This window comes from Scytonema sp. NUACC21 (genome assembly GCF_054684315.1).
Genome location: NZ_BAAFZH010000074.1, coordinates 60,500 through 75,813, shown reverse-complemented (window position 1 = coordinate 75,813; position 15,314 = coordinate 60,500). Strand labels below are relative to the sequence as shown.

16 protein-coding genes and 2 pseudogenes are annotated in these 15,314 nt (G+C 41.6%); 12 read left to right on the top strand and 6 right to left on the bottom strand.

Annotation, left to right across the window (positions count from 1 at the left end):
* Positions 1–33: 33 nt before the first annotated feature.
* A complete protein-coding gene (locus tag ACYRY3_RS14895; protein ID WP_460202423.1) occupies positions 34–183 on the top strand; it encodes a hypothetical protein in 150 nt (49 codons plus the stop codon).
* A gap of 400 nt (positions 184–583) precedes the next feature.
* Here the strand turns inward: ACYRY3_RS14895 and ACYRY3_RS14890 are convergent, their stop codons facing one another.
* Positions 584–2,257 carry a family 43 glycosylhydrolase gene (locus tag ACYRY3_RS14890; RefSeq protein ID WP_460202422.1) on the bottom strand — a complete coding sequence of 558 codons (1,674 nt, stop codon included), beginning with the start codon at positions 2,255–2,257 and terminating at the stop codon, positions 584–586.
* A gap of 294 nt (positions 2,258–2,551) precedes the next feature.
* Between ACYRY3_RS14890 and ACYRY3_RS14885 the strand changes: the two genes are divergently transcribed.
* On the top strand, positions 2,552–2,842 hold the full coding sequence (locus tag ACYRY3_RS14885) for a DUF2281 domain-containing protein (protein ID WP_460202421.1): 291 nt from the start codon (positions 2,552–2,554) through the stop codon (positions 2,840–2,842).
* Positions 2,842–3,132: a type II toxin-antitoxin system VapC family toxin gene (locus ACYRY3_RS14880; RefSeq protein ID WP_460202420.1), complete on the top strand. Its 291-nt coding sequence runs from the start codon at positions 2,842–2,844 to the stop codon at positions 3,130–3,132. Before ACYRY3_RS14885 ends, ACYRY3_RS14880 begins: the two co-directional genes overlap by 1 nt.
* Here the strand turns inward: ACYRY3_RS14880 and ACYRY3_RS14875 are convergent.
* Positions 3,096–3,284: pseudogene (locus ACYRY3_RS14875) on the bottom strand (nickel-dependent hydrogenase large subunit); the annotation flags it as partial. The gene ACYRY3_RS14880 and the pseudogene ACYRY3_RS14875 sit on opposite strands and share 37 nt — an antisense overlap.
* 73 nt (positions 3,285–3,357) lie before the next feature.
* Positions 3,358–4,320 carry an NADH-quinone oxidoreductase subunit B family protein gene (locus ACYRY3_RS14870; protein ID WP_460202419.1) on the bottom strand — a complete coding sequence of 321 codons (963 nt, stop codon included), beginning with the start codon at positions 4,318–4,320 and terminating at the stop codon, positions 3,358–3,360.
* A 1,085-nt stretch (positions 4,321–5,405) separates the two neighbouring features.
* Here ACYRY3_RS14870 and ACYRY3_RS14865 point away from each other — a divergent pair.
* The 7 genes and pseudogenes from ACYRY3_RS14865 to hypD all read left to right on the top strand — a co-directional run bounded on the left by ACYRY3_RS14865 (position 5,406) and on the right by hypD (position 12,308).
* Complete coding sequence (locus tag ACYRY3_RS14865) at positions 5,406–6,365, top strand: hypothetical protein (RefSeq protein WP_460202418.1); 960 nt, start codon at positions 5,406–5,408, stop codon at positions 6,363–6,365.
* 93 nt (positions 6,366–6,458) lie between these two features.
* Positions 6,459–6,725, top strand: a complete 267-nt coding sequence (locus ACYRY3_RS14860; RefSeq protein WP_460202417.1) for a hypothetical protein — start codon at positions 6,459–6,461, stop codon at positions 6,723–6,725.
* 8 nt (positions 6,726–6,733) lie between these two features.
* On the top strand, positions 6,734–6,958 hold the full coding sequence (locus ACYRY3_RS14855) for a hypothetical protein (protein WP_460202416.1): 225 nt from the start codon (positions 6,734–6,736) through the stop codon (positions 6,956–6,958).
* Positions 6,959–8,155, top strand: a complete 1,197-nt coding sequence (locus ACYRY3_RS14850; RefSeq protein ID WP_460202415.1) for an NHL repeat-containing protein — start codon at positions 6,959–6,961, stop codon at positions 8,153–8,155. It abuts the gene before it with no gap.
* Positions 8,145–10,576 (top strand): annotated as a pseudogene (locus ACYRY3_RS14845) (carbamoyltransferase HypF). Before ACYRY3_RS14850 ends, ACYRY3_RS14845 begins: the two are co-directional and overlap by 11 nt.
* A gap of 298 nt (positions 10,577–10,874) precedes the next feature.
* A complete protein-coding gene (locus ACYRY3_RS14840) occupies positions 10,875–11,120 on the top strand; it encodes a HypC/HybG/HupF family hydrogenase formation chaperone (protein ID WP_460202414.1) in 246 nt (81 codons plus the stop codon).
* A 54-nt stretch (positions 11,121–11,174) separates the two neighbouring features.
* Positions 11,175–12,308 carry a hydrogenase formation protein HypD gene (gene hypD, locus ACYRY3_RS14835; RefSeq protein ID WP_460202413.1) on the top strand — a complete coding sequence of 378 codons (1,134 nt, stop codon included), beginning with the start codon at positions 11,175–11,177 and terminating at the stop codon, positions 12,306–12,308.
* On the opposite strand, the gene ACYRY3_RS14830 is transcribed toward hypD, so the two are convergent.
* Positions 12,271–12,480, bottom strand: coding sequence for a hypothetical protein (locus ACYRY3_RS14830; protein ID WP_460202412.1), 210 nt, complete (start codon positions 12,478–12,480; stop codon positions 12,271–12,273). The two genes, hypD and ACYRY3_RS14830, sit on opposite strands and share 38 nt — an antisense overlap.
* Before the next feature lie 136 nt (positions 12,481–12,616).
* Between ACYRY3_RS14830 and ACYRY3_RS14825 the strand changes: the two genes are divergently transcribed.
* Both ACYRY3_RS14825 and ACYRY3_RS14820 read left to right on the top strand, forming a co-directional pair.
* Entirely contained in the window at positions 12,617–12,910 is a 294-nt protein-coding gene (locus tag ACYRY3_RS14825; RefSeq protein WP_460202411.1) for a hypothetical protein, read from the top strand.
* A gap of 3 nt (positions 12,911–12,913) precedes the next feature.
* Complete coding sequence (locus tag ACYRY3_RS14820; RefSeq protein WP_460202410.1) at positions 12,914–13,057, top strand: hypothetical protein; 144 nt, start codon at positions 12,914–12,916, stop codon at positions 13,055–13,057.
* A gap of 400 nt (positions 13,058–13,457) precedes the next feature.
* Here ACYRY3_RS14820 and ACYRY3_RS14815 read toward each other — a convergent pair whose 3' ends face one another.
* Positions 13,458–14,132, bottom strand: a complete 675-nt coding sequence (locus ACYRY3_RS14815; protein WP_460202409.1) for an ATP-binding cassette domain-containing protein — start codon at positions 14,130–14,132, stop codon at positions 13,458–13,460.
* A gap of 38 nt (positions 14,133–14,170) precedes the next feature.
* Entirely contained in the window at positions 14,171–15,196 is a 1,026-nt protein-coding gene (locus ACYRY3_RS14810; protein ID WP_460202408.1) for an ABC transporter substrate-binding protein, read from the bottom strand.
* Positions 15,197–15,314: the final 118 nt, after the last annotated feature.

Genomic DNA, 15,314 nt, shown 5'->3' with positions numbered 1-15,314 from the left:
CGCATCCTGTAGTGTCACAGAATTAGCCGCAAAATGCCAACACATAAAAAAATCTCCAAGTCCCAAGATGCAGACAGAATGCGGCTTACAGATATCGTGAATATTTTACTACTAGTGAAATTAAACAGGACTGACGCAACTGGCACAATTGGTTTAGATGCGGCTTCGCCACTGCAATGTTAGTTTAAGTATTAATGCAATGCTGAAAACTTTGGCGATCGCTTAGATATCTTGCCCTTCCATAAAAAATTCCCTTAGTGCCCCCTGCGTTTCGGTTGCGAAGTTTTCTGCTAAACACTCAAGAACTTCGTCTAAAGTCTCTGTGTCTGTTATAGCCAATTGTTTTGGTGAAAAAATCAATTATCTTAATAAAACGATACACATCACTGGAACTTGACAACTAATCCAGAAAGCATCGAGAGAATAATGCTTTAAAGCTTTCAAATAACAAAGTCTCCAAATATTTCTTGTGGTGCGGGCGTCTCGCCCGCAACTTATATAAAACGGGCGGGGACGCCCATACCACATTCCGGGAGAATTTTGGAAATTCCTAAGAGCGCTAAAGCGCAACTACAAACCAGGTTTACTGAAGGGGAAAAATATCAATACAATCAATCTCGGCAGTATTTTCGCCCTTGCTAAAGCGAATCGCGTTGATTCCAGCATTTAACTGTACTCGGGTAATGGTGTTTAGCCAGTTGTCCCATCCCGTCCACACGTATCTCATTGCTGGCATTTGTTTTCCATTAATAAATAATTTGTGGCTAGCTTGCTTCCCACCTTCGCTTCCATTTCCAAATCTTACTGACATATTGTAGAGTCCCCGCTTTTGTACCCGAACGCGAAACTCTACGTTGCTCTGTGGGGTATTAATGTAACCAACTTTTGCGTTGTTTGATGCGTTTGCGGTGGGTAATTTTTTAGCAACACCAGTCACGCGAGCATCTTCAGCCTGATAGCGATCGCGTGGAGGTTCTCCACCTGGTAGAGCAATGGCAGAGTTCACAGGTACTGGAGAACCAAAGTTAGGAGTCCCATCGCGGTTCCATCCAAATCGTTGAGCTCTTATATGTCGATTCCACCCAGCTGCTAGATAGTTGGCTGCATGATAAACAATCCAGTCTTCTTTGTTATTGGGAGATTTCACAAAGCTGCTATGTCCGGGACTCACCACGCCATTATTGGTTTGAAACACTGGCTCTTTATATTTACGCCAAGAAGCGGGAGATAGGAGGTTACTGCCAACTTTTGCTGTTAATAAACCCAAAGAATAATTATTAGTCCAACCTGCACTGGCAGAGTACACGAGATTAATAGTTTTGTCTTTAATAATAACCTGTGGTCCTTCATTCACAGTTGGAGGGCTGCCAAAAGATTCCCATCCATAAGTTGGGCTTGAAATCTTAACTCGCGAACCACTGAGTGTAGTTGGATTGCTCATGGGTGCAATATACAAGTTCTGTTGTACGTTATTGTCACCTTCCCATCCAGACCAAATAAAGTATCTTTTCCCACTTACAGTTAATACCGTGCCATCAATTGCCCATTTATCATTTTTTTGGTCATATATCTTGCCTCGATCCACAAAATTTCCTCGAAATGGATCGGAGCTTGCATTTTCAAGGACAAACATTCTATGGTTGGGATTGTTCCCATCATCAGCACTGTAATATATGTACCACTTTCCATTTATGAAATGTAATTCGGGTGCCCATATATTCCGACTATTTGGTCCTGACTTTGGTGGTGTCCAAACTGTTTTTCTTTCTCCCCCGGCAATACCTGAAAGTGTCAAAGACCGCCAAATTGTAATATTTTGATTTGTTAAGTAGGTCATGTAATAGTAGCCATCTGTGTGTTTATACACCCAGGGGTCGGCTCCTGTTGAAGTGAGAACATTATAGAAATTAAAGGTTTGAGACCTTGTAAAAGTGTTTTGAACCGCAAGGCTAGAATTTACTACAAATGGTAGATGACCATGAGCGATCGCCCCAGAAATGATAACCAAAAGAGTACTAGCAATGAACAATGCCCACCATTTGCGGAAATAACTAATCATTATGAATGTTGAAACAAAATTTAATTCAAAGTATCCAGAGCTACCCCCTAGCCTTCGCAACTCTTGTGCAAATCTTTGAGTGCGTTGTTCGGCTGCTGTCAACCTTTCTTCTGGCTTTGGGTATCTCACTCTTTTGCGATCGTAACAGTACAACCAGTCTGTGTGATTCCCAAGTAAGTTCCCTGATAAGTAGCTCAACCTAATTAAATGTAAAACGCTCGACTTGGTACTGACCTTGTATAGCTCTATTTTCCATACCATCAATAATGGCGATTATCTACGGCAGAGCTTCGCTTAACGCTAAATCGTACTTACTATGGCGCGGATATTCGATAATGGTGGGCAGTGCCTCACTACGGCGGATATTCGATGGTAATGGGCAGAAGCCTTAAAGGCATTATAGTAACGCTCAAAGAAACTATTGCGATAATGAAAAAGAAAGACTGATGCAGCTATTCGTGCATTTCCCATGCAGTAGAGGAGATACCCACTATGACTATCAAAGAATTGCTTCTCCAAGAAATTGAATCCTCCTCAGATACCATTCTGACTGAAACGCTAGACTTTTTACGCTTTTTGAAAACCAAGGAAACCCAAGCACAGCTAGTTTCTGAAGTGGCAGATTCTCCCGTTAACACTACAGTAAATTCCACAGGTCGCTCACTGCTCGAACATTTAAAAACAATTGGTAAATGGGAAGGTGATGATTTACAAGAATGTCTTGAGCTAGTTTATGTTACTCGCGGCAAAGCCAAATTTGATGACGAAAACCCTTTTGAATAATGTACCTGTTAGATACAAATCACTGTAGCCAAGCAATACTTGGTAATGCTAATGTGCTTTATCGCCTTTTGGAAGTAGAAAATTCTGTGATTACAAGCTGTGCCATCGTTCAAGGCGAACTGATAGACATGGCAGAACGTTCTCAACGCAAGGAAAGTAACTTAGCTCTCATTCACCGTTTTCTAACGGGTATATATATCCACAATATTGATGGATTTACTGCTACTATCTACGGACAACTCAAAGCCGCTTTACCGCAGACACGAGGTGTGACAATTAATCCAGCCTGAGGATCTTTGCCTCTGAGAATAACTTCAAATCCTCGGAAGAGTTCGGCATGGGTCCAAGCATTGACAACTTGTCCATCTTCTATTTCTACACGAACATCTAAATCGCCTTCAACTCTCCCGACTGGCGATATGTCTAATGTTTGAATTCCCATGTTTGTCCTTTGTCTTTTGTCCTTTGTCTTTTGTCCTTTGTCCTTTGTGGTTTTACAAATGACAAACCAATGACTACACTGTAAAAAAGTCCTCTTCTGCCCACTCTGGCATCGTGTCTTTCGAGACAATGGTGAGTAGGGCGTAATCTTTTTTGTTGACCCCTGTTGGCAAGTCTTTAGGAACTCCCATGACAGTTTGTGTTTTAAAGACGGTTCCCGGTTTGAGGTCGTAGAAGGGAAATTCAGGTTCGGTACAGCCCAAACAAGGCATCCCAGCACGAGTTTTGGACGAAACTCTGTTCCACAAGATACGGTTGCAAGAAGAGTGGGTCATTGGTCCGCGACATCCTAAGTCATAAAACAAGCATCCTTTACGCTGACCAAATTCACTGGTTGATGCTTTGTAGGCAAAGTGGATATTGCGGGTGCAGCCTGTTTGAGTGTAAGTGTTGAAAAAGGTTTGCGGACGATGTAGTTCGTCAAGAACTATATCGCCCAGTCGATTTGTGGCGATCGCAACTAATATTTGAGTAATCCAATCGGGATGAGCTGGACATCCAGGAATATTGATGACGGGTAATCCCGATTTTGACCGAAATTCTTTGCCTAAGAAGCCTCCTTCTTGACGTTTGAGATATTGCAATCCTGTAGATTCGCTTGGATTGGGTGGTATTGCGGGTATTCCTCCCCAACTGGCGCAGTCACCTACTGCTACAACATAATTGGCAACTTGTGATAGGTCGCTCAACCAGTCTTTCATAGGGCGCTCGGCAAAACGGTTCCATTCTCCTGTCCCGTTGGGAGCATTTACTACTGTACCTTCAAAGACTAAAATGTCTAAAGGAATTTTACCCAAGAGACATTCCCACAGCATTGTCTGCAAATTTGCACCTAGCTCCAATCCTAAAGATGGGTGCCAAAGTATATTAATACCAAAGTCAGTAATTAAGTCGCAGACTGTGGGTTCTTCAGCATTGAGAAATGACATGGTGTTGCCCGAACAAGCACCACCCTGCAGCCATAGTAAATTAGTCATCTGCTATCTTTTCTCTATTGTTTATCCAGCACAATTCAGGCAATCAAAAAAGTATATAAAGTATGAAGGATAAAACCTGAAGAATTTATACTTCATTCTGCATTAAGTACAAGTTCCTCAAAATTGTTAGCTGATATCATTTTTCTAATGTTTTGCATCCTTCATACTTTACTCTTTATTTAATATCATGTATTTTTTGATTCAATTGTTTATTTCTTACACAAATTTTTAATTTTTAGCTAAAAATATCTTCAAAATAGAACAAAAAAGTTTTCCGAGTAACACATTTTTTTTGAAGCGAAAGCTAATATGTGAAAAATGATATTCTTACATAATTTCACCTTAATGTATGGGTACGGCAATAGCCTGCCCATACTGATTTTTCAATAATATAACTATCAAAACTGCATCTTTATAACTTTATTTAATTATGTTTCAAAATAATTAGTAATTTAAATACGAAAAATATATATAATTGGTTGAAGAACTTTTATGAGTTGTGAAAAATTCAGGTTCTAATTTTTCTCTTAAATATCAAAATATTATAAGATTTTAAAAAAATAATATAATATAATGAATATTGAGGCACAACTTCTATCTTTTTACAGATAAAGTGTTTTATATTTGAAGCAAATCGCCTCAGGGAATCCAAGAAGCATTCATTAGACTTTTCTTGAACAGCCTTGGCGATAGAATCACTAAGCTCTCTTCATCGCCCAAGTTTAGAGGCGACTCAGGGGACTTATTCAAGAAGAGAAAGCTCTATGCTCGGGGATTTATTTGCGTAAACTCTCAAGAAACACGTCCTGTTATCTACAAATATCAAGTTGTAGGGGAAATAGTGTTTCTTTTATGTGTAACGAAAGTGCTGAAAATTTCAATTTTCTACTTGTTTCCTACTTCACTAAGAAACGGTATAGGCTGTTACACATTTCCTTTCTGTCAACTGCAAGATGAAGCATAAAATACAAGGAAAACGCCATCAATAAATTAAGCGGCTTGTATCCATCTATCAACCCATTTTTCATCCTTCATCCTTCATACTTTATCCTTATTTTGTCAATTTTTGGAATCTTGAATTATTTATGATCTCTAGCATAACAGATTCAGCAGTAAAGGCAGCGATGGCTGTTATTGCCTCTTCACCAGCCACGGCACAGGAAAAAATCCAGATGCTGATTGAGATGGCGCAGGGCTTTCAAAAGAAGCCAAAAACGGCTCAAGATTTATGGAATGCCGTGTCTTTATACAACCAAGCATGTGATTTGTGTGGTGAGGAGTATCTGCTGTGGAAAGCTAGGGCGAAGGCAGGAATGGCAAGTACTTTAAAAGCGATTCCTGATATTGGGGCGCAATTGCTGTTAGAAGCAAAAGAACAATTAGAAGAGGCGATTCTAATTTTGCAGCAACTTGCTTTACCAGAGGAAGTAGCAGAAGCCCATATGAATTTAGGGTTGGTGTTACAGTCACTTGTGCCGTTTAACTTAGCACGGACAACTGATAGCATCCAAGCTTACCAAAAGGCATTGCAAGTGTTCACTTGTCAGAAGTATCCCCAAGAATATGCAATTTTATACAACAATATTGCGATCGCTTACCTCTCCATGTCCGTAACATCGGAACGGGAATACTTGCGCCAAGGGTTAGCAGTGCAAACCTTTGAGGAAGCGCTGAAACATATCCGACTCATTGACCATCCTAGAGAATACGCGATGTTGCATAACAATCTCGGTAATGCTCTGCAATATTTACCGAGTGCTCATCCCTTAGAGAATATTTTACGGGCTGTTAGGGCCTATGACGAAGCGTTAAAAGTGCGCGATCGCAAAGACACACCTCTTGAGTATGCTAACACAATTTCTAATAAAGCTAACGCCCTATTAAATTTACCCGACTTTCCAGACAAACCAGAATCTGGGAACCCTCAAAATCTTGCACAATCGCGTGCTTACTATCAAGAAGCGTTGGAAATTTTTACTCAACACGGACAGATAGAACAAGCCCAGATGGTAGCTGATATGTTGCGGGAAATTGGGGAGAGTTAGGAAAAGAGTTAGTAGTTAGTAGCTATTGGTAAAACCACTAACAACTAAGCATTAACCATTAACCATCAACCACATAAAGGAGAACATGGCATAATGACAGACATTTTGACTAATCCTTGGGTAAAAGAAGTATTCACAAGTTTAATGGCTGGTGACTTAAATCTAACAACAGGATTTGTTTGGTTTTTGGTAACAGCAGCCATATCTATGGTTGGCGGTGCTATTGGAGGGATGATTTTAGCCGGACGCGATATCGGATATCAGTTTTCTGCGCTACTTGGTGGATTATTTGGTCCGGCTGGTGCAATTCCTGGAGTTGTTTTAGCGCTGATAGTACTGGATTTATTAAGAAGTTTTTAGGAGGATTCATGTTAGAAATAGGATGGTTTACCGCTAGATTATTTTTTAAAGGAAAGCTATTGCGCGATCCTATGTATTTTGTAAGGCAAACTTCAATTGGCATTGTCATAAGTTCACTCATGCTGTTCTTACTTGCACAAGCTAAAGTGAGTCTCTGGATAACAGTCACGATATCTAGTTTTGTGACTGGCTTAATTATGCCGTTTTTGCTAAAAGATTTGAAGTTGAAGTAAGTGATAGCACCAACAAACAAACAAAAAACAACAGAACTTGCCAACAGATTATCTCTTTCCCTGGAAGGTGCAGAAGTTCTTCTGGGAAAGAACCTGGAACCAGGGCAATTAGCAATGCCTGTAGCCCCCAGTCGTAGAGAAATGTTTGGACCTCGTGGTGCCTGTTTGATATCGGAAACAGGCCCGTTGTGGGTATCTGATACAGGGCATCATCGTTTGTTGGGATGGCGCAACAGACCTACTCAAGATGGTCAACCCGCTGATTGGGTTATCGGACAGCCAGACTTTAACCATGAAGGACAAAATGCTAAAGGTACGCCTGGAAGGGCAACCCTCAGTGTTCCAACTGGTATTTGTGCTTGTGGGGAAGGATTGGCAGTCGCAGATGCTTGGAACCATCGCGTTTTAATTTGGAGGACGTTACCAGAAGATAACAATGTTCCAGCAGATATAGTATTAGGTCAAGCTAACTTTACTGATAACGAACCAAATCGGGGATACCAAGAAGCCGCAGCCCACACTCTGAATTGGTGTTATGGAGTCTTTTATCATCAGGGACGGCTTTTTGTTGCTGATACAGGAAACCGACGAGTTTTAATTTGGTATCAAATCCCCGAAGAAAACGGTCAGTCTGCCGATCTAGTATTAGGACAACCAGACATGGTTTCTCGGAATGAAAATGGTGGTGGTACTGCTTCAGCATCCAGTATGCGTTGGTGCCACGATATCACTTTTTGGGGAGACAATCTCGTTGTCACAGATGCGGGTAACAATCGGGTCATGATTTGGCAGGGAATGCCAACAGAAAACAATGCTCCTTGTGCAGTGGTGTTAGGACAAAAAACTTTTGATTCAGTTGAAATGAATCAAGGGGCTTATTTTCCCAGCGCTCAGAGTCTGAGTATGCCTTATGGTGTAGCTTCTGTGGGGAAGTGGTTGTTAGTGGCAGATACTGCTAATTCCCGGTTGTTGGGATGGAAACAGCTCGAGTCAATAATGACTTTACAAGGGGCTGCAAGTCATGCGATCGCCGGACAATTGGATTTTCAAAGTAAAGGTGAAAATCGCAATTATGGATTGCCAACACGAGACAGTCTGAATTGGTGTTATGGAGTCAACATATGTGGCAATACTGCGGTTATCGCGGACTCAGGAAACAACCGAATTATGTTATGGCGCTTCAACTATGAATTTTGAAGAAATTAGAATTTGCGGCACAGTTCAAGGAGTTGGATTTCGACCTACGGTGTATCGCCTTGCAAAAGCCTTCGCTTTGCGTGGAGAAGTTCTGAATGACGGTCAAGGAGTCTTGATTCGGGTTTGTGGAAGCCAAGAATCAATAGATAAATTTGTCCACAAATTACAGAAAGAATGCCCACCATTAGCAAAAATTAATGTATTAACGCGCAAGCGTTATCAAGGCGAACTTCACTTTGACGACTTTGTGATTTCTGGCAGTGTGAGTGACGGGGTAAAGACAGAAATTGCCCCTGATGCTGCTACTTGTCCGCAATGCAAAGCAGAAACTCTCGATCCCTTCAGCCGTTGGTATCGCTATCCCTTCACCAATTGCACTCATTGTGGACCGCGCTTGAGTATTATTCGCGCTATTCCTTATGACCGTAGCAATACGAGCATGGATGCTTTTGATATGTGTCCGAATTGTGAAAGGGAGTATAAGGATGTTAACAACCGCCGCTTTCACGCACAACCTGTGGCATGCCACGTCTGTGGTCCTCATGCTTGGTTAGAACGTTCTGATGGTAACCCAATAACAAGTTCTATGTTTTCTATGCTAGACGATATTGATTCTGTCTGTACTTTACTGCAAAAAGGTGAAATTGTGGCTATTAAGGGTTTAGGAGGATTTCACCTTGCTTGTGATGCAACCCAAGAAACTGCCGTGCAAAAACTGCGTCAGCGCAAGGGACGGTATCATAAGCCTTTGGCTTTGATGGCACGAGATATGGCTGTCATTGAAGAATACTGCACCCCCACTACAAAAGAAAGAGAATTACTTGAAAGCCCTGCCGCACCTATTGTGTTGCTTGAAGTCAAAGCAGCTGATGAGGGTGAAAGAGGAAGTGGAAGAGTCACCAAGATGGAAAATTGGGGAGCGAAAAAAAAACCCACTACCATCGCAGCATAGCGTCTTCTGTAGCACTAGGGCAAAGAACCCTTGGCTTTATGCTTCCTTATACCCCGCTGCACCACCTCATTCTTGCGCGGATGAACCGTCCGATTGTCTTAACAAGTGGCAATTTTTCTGATGAACCACAGTGTATCGACAACAATGAAGCATACAAACAGTTGGGGAAAATTGCTGATTATTTTCTGTTCCACAATCGGGAAATTGTTAACCGGATCGATGATTCAGTAGTGAGGGTTGTAGGCAATAAAGTGCAAATTGTTCGTCGTGCTCGAGGCTATGCACCGGCACCTATCCATTTACCACCAGGATTTCATAGTGTTCCAAAAATTTTAGCAATGGGCAGTGAGTTGAAAAATACCTTTTGTCTATTGCAAGACAGAAAAGCTATCCTATCCCAACATTTGGGAGATTTAGAAAATGCAGTGGCTTTCCAGGCTTATCAGGATACGCTCAATTTATACCTGAATCTGTTCGAGTATAAACCAGAAGCGATCGCCGTCGATCTTCATCCTGAATATTTATCGACAAAACTTGGTAAAGAACTTGCATATAGTCATCAAGGTGGGCACAGTACTACTGTGCCCTTACTTCACATTCAACACCATCACGCTCACATCGCCGCTTGCATGGCAGAAAATGGTGTACCGTTGAATTCTCCCCCTGTTTTAGGTATCGCCCTTGACGGATTGGGTTATGGCGATGACAGAACACTCTGGGGGGGAGAATTTCTTTTAACAAATTACCGCCATTTTAAAAGACTTGCAACATTTAAGCCTGTGGTAATGATTGGTGGACTCCAAGCAGTTAAAGAACCTTGGCGTAACACCTATGCTCACCTGACATCTGCCTTTTCTTGGGAAGAGATAAAACAAGAATACGGCAGTTTAGAAATCGTAAAATTTCTTGAACAAAAGCCACTGAATCTTCTCAATCAAGTTATGGAGAAAGAAATTAACTCTCCTCTTGCTTCTTCAGTCGGACGTTTATTTGATGCAGTAGCTGCTGCAATTGGTATTTGCCGAGACAGATGTAGTTATGAAGGACAAGCAGCTATTGAAATGGAAGCATTATGCGATCGCGCTACTTTAAACAATCCTGAAGGACTCAATTATTCTTTCCAAATTGAAATTTTAGATAATCTTTACTTTATCAATTCACATTCCATGTGGCAAGCCCTACTAAAGGATTTACAACAGCCAACTTTTCCATCAGTCATAGCAGCTAAATTTCACAAAGCCCTAGCTAATATTATTGTAGAAATGGTTAAAATACTTTGCCAAGAAAATATTATAGATTGTGTTGCTCTGAGTGGAGGAGTATTTCAAAATCGTATTTTGTTAGAACTAGTTACCAAACAATTACAAGCATTAGATATTAAAGTACTCAGTCATAGTTTAGTGCCACCAAATGATGGTGGTTTATCACTAGGTCAAGCTGTCATTGCAGCTGCTTCTTTACAAAAGTAGGGTGGGCAATGCCCAGCAATCAACAATCTGAATTTTCACGCCATGTGGAAAAATTAACCTCTGACCTAACCCCCCAACCCCCTTCCCTATAAGGGAAGGGGGGGAGAACTCCAAACCTCTCTCCTTACAGTAGAAGTAGGGTGGGCACCGCCCACCAATCAACAACTTTACAGAAGTAGGGTGGGCACCGCCCACCAATCAACAATGACTGCTTCTTCACAAAAGTAAAGTGGGCACCGCCCACCAATCAACAACAACGGTGGGCAATGCCCACCCTACAAAAATAAGGAAAATACAAATGTGTTTGGGAATCCCCGGTCAAATTACAGAAATAACTGACATTGAGAAAAAGTTAGCGATTGTCAGCGTTGGTGGTGTAAAGCGCCAAGTCAATATTGCTTGTATTGTTGACGAACAGCACCCAATAGAATCTTGTGTGGGAGATTGGGTACTTGTTCATGTTGGCTTTGCCATGAATAGAATTAACGAACAACAAGCAGCCGAAACAATGCAACTCTTGGAAGAAATTGCAAACATTGGTTAACCACCAACCACTAACTACTAACTACTAACTACTAACTACTAACTACTAACCCCTATGAAATACGTTGATGAATTTCGAGAACCGAAAAAAGCTAATGCTTTACTCAAGGAAATTGAGAAATTATCCCAACAGTTAAAAAAGCCCCTCAAAATTATGGAAGTGTGTGGCGGGCATACACATTCCATTTTTAAATATGGTATAGAAGACATCTTACCCGAGACCATTGAATTAATTCACGGTCCTGGTTGTCCCGTTTGCGTAATGCCAAGAGGAAGATTAGATGATGCCATTTCTCTCTCCCTACATCCCAATGTGATTTTCACAACCTTTGGGGACACAATGCGAGTTCCCGGTTCCAAAATGAACCTGCTGCAAGCCAAAGCAAAAGGTGCAGATATTCGCATGGTTTACTCTCCTCTAGATAGCTTGCAAATTGCTAAAGAAAACCCCGGTAAAGAAATTATCTTCTTCGCTTTAGGCTTTGAGACAACCGCCCCCAGTACAGCTTTGACTATCCTGCAAGCAGCAGCCGAAAAAGTGAATAACTTTAGTATGTTTTGCAATCACGTCCTTGTGGTTCCTGCCCTGAAAGCACTATTAGATAATCCAGATTTACAACTTGATGGTTTTATCGGTCCCGGTCATGTCAGTATGGTTATTGGTACTGACCCTTATCAGTTTATTTGTCAAGAGTATAATAAACCTATTGTTATTTCAGGATTTGAACCTTTAGACATTTTCCAATCAATTTGGATGCTGTTGCAACAAATAGTAGAAAATCGTTGTGAAGTAGAAAATCAATATAATCGCTTGGTAGAGAAAACGGGGAACCAACTTGCAAAAGCAGCGATGAACGAAGTTTTTGAAGTGCGAGACAGTTTTGAGTGGCGGGGGTTAGGTGATATTCCCTATTCTGGCTTAAAAATTCGTACTGAATATGTTGAATTTGACACAGAATTAAAATTTGCTATTCCCAATCTCAAAGTTGCTGACCATAAAGCCTGTCAGTGTGGAGAAATTCTCAAAGGAGTTTTGAAGCCCTGGCAATGCAAAGTATTTGGTACAGCTTGCACTCCAGAAACACCCATTGGGACTTGCATGGTGTCTTCTGAAGGTGCTTGTGCAGCTTATTACAAGTATGGTCGCTTCTCTAAAGTTGCTGGAAAAGAAATGATTCCCATAAAATAGCTTTTACTATAATTTTAATTTTTGCACCGTAGTCTTGTGCTTTTTTTTCTTGAAAATCATTTCCTGGCTTCAAGTTATTTGTTGTTTCTGAAGCTAAAATTTCTAAAATTTCTTGAATAACTTTAAACCAACTGATTTTTTCTACTGGAAATTCAGTTTCTATAAGATCCAATACCCTCTGGAGAATTAAGCTTCCCTTGCAGGTTGCTGACTGGGAATATACAGACCCCAGACTCCATAGGGGTTACCACGTTACGCACAGATGAGATTTAATCGGATAGGGTGCCCTCTCTACGCCGGAGTATTTGGTGTCCTGGTTCAAGCAAATTGGGGAGTTGAACCTTTTACTGAATGGTTTCGGGGCATTCAGTGCATTTACTCGATCTCACCGTATCAGTCATTTCAGTGACCTTTTCTTGCGACGCCTCATTGAGGGTTCATTTGCATTCACCCATCCAATCTTTCCTTTGCCCGGTTGCACCCTGTGGCTTGGTGCTTCCTTAGGCTTTATTCCCCGCTTCACACACTACCGTTACCAGCAATGCATGGGGGAATTAGGAACAGTCACCAATCAGGTTGATATGCTCTCAGCACATCGGTGATAGATGTTGCAAGTATTCATTCGGTATAACTGCATCCCAGTCATGAAAGGATTTCCCAAGCTAAAGCCTTTAATTTCGGATGTTGTGATGCTGTTGCAAGTCGGCAAACACGGTATAGACGACCTTCTTTTGAGTCATTATCAATGATGAAGCGTACAGATTACTTGAATATAACTATCTGCTTTCTCTAGTTCTAGGTAGGTGGGTGCTAAAAAACATAACTGGATTAAGAAATGTAAATTGGCTCAAAAGCTTATTTTTTTAAAGCATTTACGGCACTTTACATAAGTTTATATAGTTCTGTTTAATTTTGCCTACCTACTTAATACGTAGTAACCCATGTGAGGTTTACTTTTCGGACTGACTGGAAGTAAACTGTTACGCGAGAACCAACTAACTTAACACCAATGTCATTCTTTAGTTAGAGGTTAGGTTTAGTTGAAAGCTTTAAGGTTCAGGTGTTGATTTGTAGTAATTAATTTTTTTAGTAGTCTAGAAGGCTGATACGAAGGGTAAATTTTTTCAAGAGACTTCTACATACCTCTCGCTAATAAGCTTTTATCCTACACTGTTCTTTGCTCCTAGTATTAGAGATGTAGATAATGGCAATGCCGTCTTTCCGCAGTTTGCGAATGACCTCAAACAAACGCTCAGTTTCGCGATCGGATAGTGCGGCTGTTGGCTCATCCATAACCAAAACGCGGCTTTTGTCCTTCAGCGCCCGCGCAATTTCCACCACCTGCTGTTCGGCGATGGATAGGTTACTCACTACATCATTGGCTGCAAAACTGGCTCCGAGGCTTTCCAACACTCGCTGTGCGTCAAGTTGCATACCTTTGCGGTCTAAAAATTGACCCCGACGCAACTCGCTGCCCATAAAAATATTTTCGGCAACGGTTAAATTGGGTGCGACATTCAGTTCTTGATAAATGAGATTAATACCCGCTTTGCGTGCTGTACCCGGATCGCTAATTTTCACAGGTTGACCATTGATACGAATCTCTCCTTCATCGGCAATGTGAGCCCCAGCTAGGATTTTCATCAATGTACTTTTGCCTGCCCCGTTCTCACCCATGAGGGCATGAACTTCTCCCGGATAAATTGTGAGATTGACATTTTGGAGAGCAGGTACACCATGAAATCGTTTTGTAATCCCTTGCATTTCCAACACGGGGCTGGCAGTTGATGCATGAGGAAAGAAGGGTTCAGTATTTGTTGTCATAAGTAGAGACTGCAAAAAAATTACACAATTTTTATGACTTACCAGCCTTTGAAGGTGCTGACGTTGTCTCGGGTGATTAACTCGACTGGAATCAGAATGTTGGGATTGCTGGGTTTTTTGCCATGCAGGATGTTGTTGCCGACCTGAACTGCTTTTTGAGTCATCCCTCTTGGATTTTGAGTTGCAGTTGCAGCATATAGACTGTTTTTGGATGCGATCGCATCGATTGCTTCTGGCGCACCATCGACCCCAACAATGAAAAAGTCTTTGCGTTTTGCTTGGCTAGCTGCGAGGTCTACGCCTACACCACTCGGATCGTTAATGGCAAAGACTGCATCTATCTTGGGAAAGGTTGTTAGCAGATCGCTCATCACTCTAAGCCCACCATCCCGGCTTCCCTCTGCGTTCTGGTCTTTAGAGAGTATTTTTATATTGGGATATTTGGACAATACTTTTTCGCAGCCATTAACTCGCTGAATGACTGAGGTTACCGGAGGACCGTTGACGATGACTAAGTTGCCTTTTCCTTTGAGGCGAGAGGCAATATATTGGCAAGCAACCTCTCCGGCTTGCAGATTATTCGTGGTAACCGTAGCATCCACCTCTGTATCAACGCCTGTATCTACGGCAATAACAACTTTTCCTGCTTGTCTTGCTTTCTCAACTGCTGGTGCAATTCCTTTACTGTCAGCAGCATTTAGGATAATTATGTCAGTATCAGCAGCAACGAAATTTTCGATTTGGTTGGTTTGTTGGTTCAGGTCATAGCCACTGGAAACGACGGTAACTTTGACATCATTACCCCCAATTTGCTTCGCTTCTTTCTCCGCGCCCTGTCCCATTAGCACGAAAAAGGGGTTGCTTAAATCGCCAACGGTGACACCGACAGAACGTAATTTTGCTGGGCGATCGCTATCCTGGGTTTGTGTACTTACGTTAGTAGCTGTATTGGTATCAGTGTTAGTGGCAGTATCTTCATTTGGAGAGGCATTTGTGCAGCCTACAAGAGCACTACTGATAATACTTAATATACTACCTGCAATCGCAATCCTTTTCACATTCATCTTTCTCCTAGTAGTCATTCAATTTTGTTACCTACCAGCTGTCGTAGCTAGTGAGGTCATCTCAGCCGATCCGCTTGACTCGACACAGAATTTTAGATAATTCAGGTTTTTTTCCATC

What these genes read in the sequence shown, in the direction of transcription:
- ACYRY3_RS14895 (WP_460202423.1), top strand. Translation starts at nt 34, where the DNA reads ATGCCAACACATAAAAAAATCTCCAAGTCCCAAGATGCAGACAGAATG.
- ACYRY3_RS14885 (WP_460202421.1), top strand. Translation starts at nt 2,552, where the DNA reads ATGACTATCAAAGAATTGCTTCTCCAAGAAATTGAATCCTCCTCAGAT.
- ACYRY3_RS14880 (WP_460202420.1), top strand. Translation starts at nt 2,842, where the DNA reads ATGTACCTGTTAGATACAAATCACTGTAGCCAAGCAATACTTGGTAAT.
- ACYRY3_RS14870 (WP_460202419.1), bottom strand. Translation starts at nt 4,320, where the DNA reads ATGACTAATTTACTATGGCTGCAGGGTGGTGCTTGTTCGGGCAACACC.
- ACYRY3_RS14865 (WP_460202418.1), top strand. Translation starts at nt 5,406, where the DNA reads ATGATCTCTAGCATAACAGATTCAGCAGTAAAGGCAGCGATGGCTGTT.
- ACYRY3_RS14860 (WP_460202417.1), top strand. Translation starts at nt 6,459, where the DNA reads ATGACAGACATTTTGACTAATCCTTGGGTAAAAGAAGTATTCACAAGT.
- ACYRY3_RS14855 (WP_460202416.1), top strand. Translation starts at nt 6,734, where the DNA reads ATGTTAGAAATAGGATGGTTTACCGCTAGATTATTTTTTAAAGGAAAG.
- ACYRY3_RS14840 (WP_460202414.1), top strand. Translation starts at nt 10,875, where the DNA reads ATGTGTTTGGGAATCCCCGGTCAAATTACAGAAATAACTGACATTGAG.
- hypD (WP_460202413.1), top strand. Translation starts at nt 11,175, where the DNA reads ATGAAATACGTTGATGAATTTCGAGAACCGAAAAAAGCTAATGCTTTA.
- ACYRY3_RS14820 (WP_460202410.1), top strand. Translation starts at nt 12,914, where the DNA reads ATGTTGCAAGTATTCATTCGGTATAACTGCATCCCAGTCATGAAAGGA.
- ACYRY3_RS14815 (WP_460202409.1), bottom strand. Translation starts at nt 14,132, where the DNA reads ATGACAACAAATACTGAACCCTTCTTTCCTCATGCATCAACTGCCAGC.
- ACYRY3_RS14810 (WP_460202408.1), bottom strand. Translation starts at nt 15,196, where the DNA reads ATGAATGTGAAAAGGATTGCGATTGCAGGTAGTATATTAAGTATTATC.